Here is a 6894-nt window from a genome sequence, read left to right as displayed (position 1 = left end):
GGAATGGAGGGAAACCGAGCACAAGGCGCGCTCGCTGCCTGGCCGACGCGCTGCCGCTGCGCGCCGACGCCATGACCGACGAAGCCGGGGCGCGCCGCCTGGCGCAGGACCTGGCGCTCGCCGTGCAGGCCGTACTGCTGCATCGCAGCGCCCCGGCGAGCGTGTTCGGCGCGTTCTGCGCTTCGCGCCTGGGCGGCGACTGGGGCCACAGCTTTGGCACGCTGGGCGCCGGAATCGATTTCGACCACCTGCTCGCGCGTGCCTTGCCGGCCTGAAACCACAGACCGTGCAAGGCGCGGTTCAGCCCACGAGGGTCATTCCCGCGTGCTTTGCGGCGCGGACATCAAAAGTCATGGTGCGTGCGCAGCCCGCGCTGGCCGCAGAGCGCTCGATCAGGCAATCGGGAAAATCCGCTTTCCCTGCGCCGCAGGCGCGCAGGGCGCGCAGAACCAAATCGGCCCGCTCGACGAAAAACTGTTTCGTGCGGACGATGGATTCAAGCGCCTGCACCGCCTGCTTGCCCGCCAGTTCGTAGCTGGAAGTCAGTACCCAGTACAACTCGACGACCGTCACCAGGCTGATGAATCCGGGATTGTCGGCGTCGAGCGACTCGATCAGCCGGCTTGCCTGCGCCGATTGCCCGGGCTCGTCCTGCATGATGTAGCGCACGAGGACATTCGTATCGAGGCCAATCACCGCGCAGAAGCTCCACGCCGGGCGATGGCCGCGTTCATGGCTTCGATGGAAACGGCCTTCCCGGAGTGCGCGAACAGGCCCTTCAATTCGGTGACGTCGTGCGTCGCCGCGACGAACTCATAGCGTCCCGGCGCGATCTGCACGAATTCGACGCGATCACCCGAATCCACCCCGAGGTCGTTGCGCACACCGACAGGGATCGTGATCTGGCCTTTGGAGGTGATGGTTGCAGTGGTCATATGATGCGCTCCTTTCGCCTTACTTTATGGTAAGGAAAATTCCGTGTCAAACGCAAGACGGAAAGCCTCCTGGAGCGGCGCGGAGCCGATTCAGAATGGCGCGGCAATTTTTTCCAAAATGGGCCTGTTTTCGCAAGCCAATGGTCGCATAGCATGCGGTCCATCACCGGGTCTCATCCTGCTGTTGCGGGCAAGAAATGGTGACAACAAATAGAGGAGACACGGACATGATGAAGCCCAAGCGAGCCCTTGCCGCCTTGTTGGCGGGGCTGATGGGGTGGACGCTCAGTGCCAGCGCGTCTGCCGCGACCCTCCGGTTGCTGACTTGGAGCGGCCTCGCTCCGGATGCGCTGGTCAAGAAGTTCAAACAGGAGACCGGCATCGACGTGCAGGTCACCCTCTCGAACAACGAAGACATCATCTCAAGGCTGCGTGCAACGGGTGGCGCGGGCTTTGATCTGGCGCAGCCGAGCCAGGACCGGATCACCGGGCCGCAAGCGGATTTCCGCATCTACAAGCCGATCGACCTGTCCCGGGTCCAGACCCGGCAGTTCATCCCCGACCTGCTCGACGCCACCAAGGCGAATACGACGATAGGCGGCAAGGTCTACGCGCTTCCCCATACCTGGGGGACGCTGGGCGTGCTGACGAACAACGCCAAGGCCCCCCATGTGTCGGGCATCGCCGACCTGTGCACGGGCGCGTACAAGGGCAAGGTATCCATGCGCATCCGGCGCCCGGCGCTGATCCTGATGGCCTTCGCGAGCGGCGACGATCCCTTTGCCGCGTATGCGAACCCGGACAAGTACCAGGCCATCATCGACAAGGCCGGGCAGAAGCTGGCGGCCTGCAAGGCCCATGTGAAGGCCTACTGGAACAACTCCGACGATCTGCTGAACATGATGCGCTCGGGTGAGATCGTGGCCGCTGAGGGCTGGGACTCGCATGCCTTCAAGTTGCAGGGCGAGGACATGGACATCGGCTACGACAAGAACCCGCTCGGCTGGATCGATACCTTCGTGCTGCCGGCCAAGGGCCGGGCCGACGACGCTGCCTACCAGTGGATCGACTTCATGATGCGGCCGGAGAATGCGGCGATCGTCATGCAGACCTCGAACAATATGACGGCCTCGGCCGGCGCGCAGGACCTGGTTCCGGAGAAGCTGCGCCAGGTGCTCGCCCGCGTGTATTCGCCGCAAGCGATCGCCCGCATCCATTGGTTCCCGCCGATTCCTTCGGGTCTGGAGACACGCGAAGGCAAGATTCTTGACCGCATCGCGGCGCAGTGAAGCCCGGTTGCCAACCCCATGTCGTATGACCTCGAGTGCCGCGATGTCGTCAAGGCATTCGGCAGCCATGTGGCGGTTGACCATGTGTCCTTGGGCGTCAAGCAGGGCTCGTTTTTTTCCATCCTCGGCCCTTCGGGTTGCGGCAAGACCACGCTGATGCGCATGGTCGCCGGCTTCGGCCAGCCGAGCGCGGGCGACATCCTGATCAAGGGCCGCTCGGTGCTGGACACGCCGCCGAACAAGCGCCCGGTGAACATGGTGTTCCAGCATCTGGCGCTGTTTCCCATGATGTCGGTGGCGCAGAACATCGCTTATGGACTCAAGCGCAAGGGCGGGATGACGCGCAGCGCGATCGACAAGAAAGTCGCTGAGGCCCTGGAGCGGGTCGGCCTGCCGGGCTGCGGCCCCAAGCAGGTGACGCAGTTGTCCGGCGGACAGCGCCAGCGCGTGGCGATTGCGCGCTGCCTGGTGCTCGAGCCGGCCGTGTTGCTGCTCGACGAACCGCTGGGCGCGCTGGATCTGAAGCTGCGCGAGCATATGAAGCTCGAACTCAAGCAATTGCAGCACCAGTTCGGCACGACCTTCGTCTACATCACGCACGACCAGTCCGAAGCGCTGGTGATGTCGGACCAGGTGGCCGTCATGAACGGCGGGCGCTTTGAGCAGGTGGCCAGTCCGCAAACGCTCTACTACGAGCCCGCGACCGCCTTCGTCGTCGGCTTTGTCGGCGACAGCCACCGCTGGCGGGGGCGGGTCACGCAGGTCCACGCGGACGGGCTCAGCGTCTCGACCGCGAACGCCCAGACTTTGCAGGTGCTCGGCAGCGCAGCGACCCGCGCCCGACTCGGCGACGAAATCGAGCTGTTCGTGCGGCCGGAGGCGATCCGCATCAGCCTGGCCGACACCGCCGCCCCGCCACAGGACAGGCTGCTGAACATGATGGCCGGCCGGCTCGAGAGCCTGTTGTTCAATGGGGCGAACAGCCGGGCCATGGTGCGCGTGCTGTCCGGCGAGCTGATTCCCGTGGCCCTGCCGCAGAACCAGCCCCCGTGCGGCCTGGTGCAGGGTGCTCAGGTCCGGATCGCTTTTTCTGCTCGCCAGTTGATGGCCTTTGCGCTGCGGGCCGGAGGCAGTCCATGAGCAGCGCCACGGCAGACGATCTGCCGGGCCAGACCCTGGGCCGGCGGCTGTCGTTCTGCCTGGTGCTTGCGCCTTTCTTGTTGTGGATGCTGCTGATCATCGTGCTGCCGCATATCGATCTATTGCTCCTGTCCTTCAAGGAGCCGATGGCGCAGGGCCGCGCAAACACCGGTCTCGGGAACTACCGGGAGTTTTTTGCAGAGCGGGTGTATCCGCTCACGCTGGCGCGCACCATCGCCATGTCGATTCTCGTGACCCTGCTGGTCCTGGTTATTTCCTGGCCGGTGGCCTACTACATCGCGAAGATCGCGCGGGGCCGCTCCAGGACCTTGCTGTACCTGGCCTGTCTGCTGCCGTTCTGGGTCGGTGAGCTGGTGCGCGTGTTCGGCTGGACCATCATCCTGCGGGAGACCGGCCTGCTGTCGCGCGGGCTCCAGTTCGTCGGTCTCGCAGACGCTCCGATCGAATTTCTGTACAACGACGCGGCGATGCTCGTCGGCTTGGTCTACACCCTGATGCTGTTCATGATCGTGCCCTTGATTTCGGTGCTCGAGACGCTCGACGACTCGCTCGTCGAGGCCGGCTACGACCTGGGCGGCAACGGGGCCGTGGTGCTGCGCCAAATCGTCATCCCGCATGCGATGCCGGGCATTGCCTCCGGCTGCATCATGGTCTTCATGCTGAGCCTGGGGAGTTTTCTGACGCCGATCCTGATGGGCGGCAAAAGCAGCCAGTGGTTTACCGAGCAGATCTACAACCAGTTCATCACCCGCTTCAACTGGGAACTGGGGTCGGCCTTCGGCTTCGTGCTGCTGCTGGCCTCCAGCCTCGTCGTATGGCTGGGTCTGAAGCTCAGCGGGCAATCGCTGGCGCGTTCCTTGACCCGGGGGCGTTGAACATGCTGCGGACCCTCCCGGGCAAGAGGTACTTGCATTGGATGCACCGGGCCTACCTGGGCCTGTTCCTGGCGTACCTCGCGACCCCGCTGTTGGTCGTTGCCGTCTTTGCCTTCAACGATTCGGGCATCCCCTCGCTGCCGTGGAGGGGCGCGACGCTGGACTGGTTCATCGGCAATGGCTCATCGCGCACGGGCATGCTCTTTGACCGTGAGATTGCCGTGAGCATGGGCCACTCCTTGTTCGTCGCGCTGCTCGTGAGCGTGCTGTCCATCGTCTGCGGAACCACCACGGCGTTCCTGTTCGAGCGCTACGAATTCCGGGGCAAGCGCTTCTTGTACCTGCTGATGCTGGTGCCACTGGTCATCCCCGGCGTGATCCTGGGCATTGCCATCCTGGCCTTCTCCAGCACGCTCGCGAACGGGCTGGAGACGTATTTCGACCTGAGCGTGGACGCCCTGCGCCCGGGTCTGGCCTTGGTGGTCCTCGGGCAGTTCTCGTTTATCGCGACGATTGCCACGCTGGTGATTTCGGCCCGGCTGCGCAAGTTCGATCGGTCGCTGGAGGAGGCGGCGCTGAACCTGGGCGCGAGCCCGGTGACGGTGCTGCGCACGATCACCTTGCCGTTCCTGTATCCGACGCTGGTCGGCTGCGGCCTGGTCGCGTTCCTGATGTCGTTCGAGAACTTCAGCACCACGCTGATGCTCGTCGGATCCGACGCACCGCTGATGATCACGATGTTCAACCGCATGCGCCAGGGCTCGACACCCGAGCTCAACGCCGTGTCGCTGGCCCTGATGCTGGGCTCGGCGCTGCTCGGGCTCGCGGGCATTCTGGCGCAGCGCAGCAGGCCGGGTGAGCAAAACGAATAGCGGGGGCCCGCATGCAGGAATTCGACTTCATCGTGGTCGGCGCCGGCTCGGCGGGCTGCATCCTCGCGGATCGGCTGACCGAGGACGGCCGCCACCGGGTGCTGCTGCTCGAAGCCGGCGCTGCCGACCGGTCGATGTGGCTGCGCATGCCGCTGGGTTTTGCCAAGCTGTACCAGCACCCCCGGTACAACTGGCGCTACCACACCACGGCGCAGCCGGAGTTGGCCGATCAGCGCGTCTACACACCGCGCGGCAAGGTGCTCGGCGGCTCGGGCGCGATCAACGCGCTGGTCTACGTGCGCGGGCAGCGCGCCGATTTCGACGACTGGGTGGCGCAGGGCAACCCCGGCTGGTCCTACGACGACGTGCTGCCGTGGTTCAAGCGGCTCGAATCGCACCCGCTCGGCGACACCGACTGGCACAGCGGCAGCGGCAAGATCCGCATCACGCGCGACGCCGTGCATCCGATCTGCGATGCCTTTTTTGCTGCCTGCGCGGCCCTGGGCCATTGCGCCAACGCCGATTTCAACGGCGCGCAGCTCGGCGGCTACGGCGTGTACGACGTCAACACCCGCAACGGGCGCCGCGACTCCTCGGGCACCGCGTACCTGCGCCCTGCGCTGCGGCGCGCGAACCTCGTCGTCCACACGCAGGCGCTGGTCGAGCGGGTCCTGTTCGACGCCCAGCGGGGGGCCGTCGGCGTCGAGGTGCTGGTCCGCGGGCAGCGCCACCGCTTTGGCGCGCGGCGCGAGGTGGTGCTGTCCGCAGGGGCCGTGGCAACACCCCAGTTGCTCCAACTGTCCGGCGTGGGCGACGCGGCGCTGCTGCAACGGCACCAGATTCCGGTGCTCCAGCATGCGCCGGCGGTGGGGCGCAACCTGCAAGACCACCTGTGCACCTCATTTTTCCTGCGCGCCAATCGCTCCACGATGAACGACCAGATCCGCCATCCATGGCAGCAGGCGCGCGCGCTGCTGGCGTACTGGTTCAGGCGCCGGGGCCTGCTTGCAACCACGGTCAAGGCCGGAGGGTTCCTCAGCACCGCCGGTCCGGGCGGGCTGCCCGACGTGCAGCTGTATTTCAACCCGCTGTCGTACCAGCTGCCGGACAACGGCGGCGCCCCGCGCCTCACGCCCTATTCCGGCTATACGATTTTTTTCTCCCCGTGCCGGCCGAGCAGCCGGGGCAGCGTGCAGATCAGCAGCGCCAACGTCCACGAAGCGCCGCGCATCGATCCGGCCTACCTGTCCACCGGGCAGGACCGGCAGGCCGCGATCGCCGGCGCCCGCTTGGTGCGCAGTCTGCTGGCAACGCGCGCGCTCGCGCAGGTGACTGCGGCCGCCATGCAGCCGGTGCCGGCCGGCGACGACGACGACGCCAGCCTGCTGCAGTTCGTGCGCGCGCACAGCGGCTCGGTCTATCACCTGTGCGGCAGCTGCGCGATGGGCAGCGATGCGCGGCTCGCGGTGCTCAACAACCAGTTGCAAGTGCATGGCGTCAGCCGTCTGCGCGTGGTCGATGCATCGGTCTTTCCGAACATCACCTCGGGTAACATCAACGCGCCGACGATGATGGTCGCAGAAAAAGCGGCTGCGCTGCTGCTGCTCCACCGACCGTGACAATCCGCCCATGACGCAAGCCCCCTTGTCCACTGCCTCCTCCGACACCATCGACGCCCGCCTTGATCTGTACATCGATGGCCAGTGGCTGCCGCCCGAGGGCCGCGGCTACCGCCACATCATCGATCCGGCCACCGGGCGCC

7 protein-coding genes and 1 pseudogene are annotated in these 6894 nt (G+C 65.7%); 6 read left to right on the top strand and 2 right to left on the bottom strand.

Features of this window, described 5'->3' with window-relative positions; translation table 11 throughout:
* A pseudogene (locus VTU_RS30135) lies at positions 1–275 on the top strand (DNA alkylation response protein); the annotation flags it as partial.
* A gap of 25 nt (positions 276–300) precedes the next feature.
* On the opposite strand, the gene VTU_RS0123655 reads toward VTU_RS30135, so the two are convergent.
* Both VTU_RS0123655 and VTU_RS0123650 read right to left on the bottom strand, forming a co-directional pair.
* Complete coding sequence (locus VTU_RS0123655) at positions 301–696, bottom strand: type II toxin-antitoxin system VapC family toxin (protein WP_010110050.1); 396 nt, start codon at positions 694–696, stop codon at positions 301–303.
* Positions 693–935 carry an AbrB/MazE/SpoVT family DNA-binding domain-containing protein gene (locus tag VTU_RS0123650; protein WP_010110049.1) on the bottom strand — a complete coding sequence of 81 codons (243 nt, stop codon included), beginning with the start codon at positions 933–935 and terminating at the stop codon, positions 693–695. Before VTU_RS0123650 ends, VTU_RS0123655 begins: the two co-directional genes overlap by 4 nt.
* A gap of 227 nt (positions 936–1162) precedes the next feature.
* Between VTU_RS0123650 and VTU_RS0123645 the strand changes: the two genes are divergently transcribed.
* From VTU_RS0123645 to VTU_RS0123625, 5 genes are read left to right on the top strand one after another with little or no spacing between them, the layout of a single operon-like run.
* Positions 1163–2224: an extracellular solute-binding protein gene (locus tag VTU_RS0123645; RefSeq protein WP_010110048.1), complete on the top strand. Its 1062-nt coding sequence runs from the start codon at positions 1163–1165 to the stop codon at positions 2222–2224.
* 18 nt (positions 2225–2242) lie between these two features.
* A complete protein-coding gene (locus VTU_RS0123640; RefSeq protein WP_010110047.1) occupies positions 2243–3364 on the top strand; it encodes an ABC transporter ATP-binding protein in 1122 nt (373 codons plus the stop codon).
* The gene (locus VTU_RS0123635) at positions 3361–4260 is read left to right on the top strand and encodes an ABC transporter permease (RefSeq protein WP_010110046.1); all 900 of its coding nucleotides are present in this window, start codon (positions 3361–3363) and stop codon (positions 4258–4260) included. The genes VTU_RS0123640 and VTU_RS0123635 overlap by 4 nt, the downstream gene beginning before the upstream one ends.
* A gap of 2 nt (positions 4261–4262) precedes the next feature.
* The gene (locus VTU_RS0123630) at positions 4263–5132 is read left to right on the top strand and encodes an ABC transporter permease (RefSeq protein WP_029554700.1); all 870 of its coding nucleotides are present in this window, start codon (positions 4263–4265) and stop codon (positions 5130–5132) included.
* 11 nt (positions 5133–5143) lie between these two features.
* On the top strand, positions 5144–6751 hold the full coding sequence (locus tag VTU_RS0123625) for a GMC family oxidoreductase (protein WP_010110044.1): 1608 nt from the start codon (positions 5144–5146) through the stop codon (positions 6749–6751).
* Positions 6752–6894: the final 143 nt, after the last annotated feature.

This window comes from Verminephrobacter aporrectodeae subsp. tuberculatae At4, from assembly GCF_000193225.1.
GTDB classification, from domain to species: domain Bacteria; phylum Pseudomonadota; class Gammaproteobacteria; order Burkholderiales; family Burkholderiaceae_C; genus Acidovorax; species Acidovorax aporrectodeae.
This window is presented reverse-complemented; position numbering and strand designations above follow the sequence as displayed.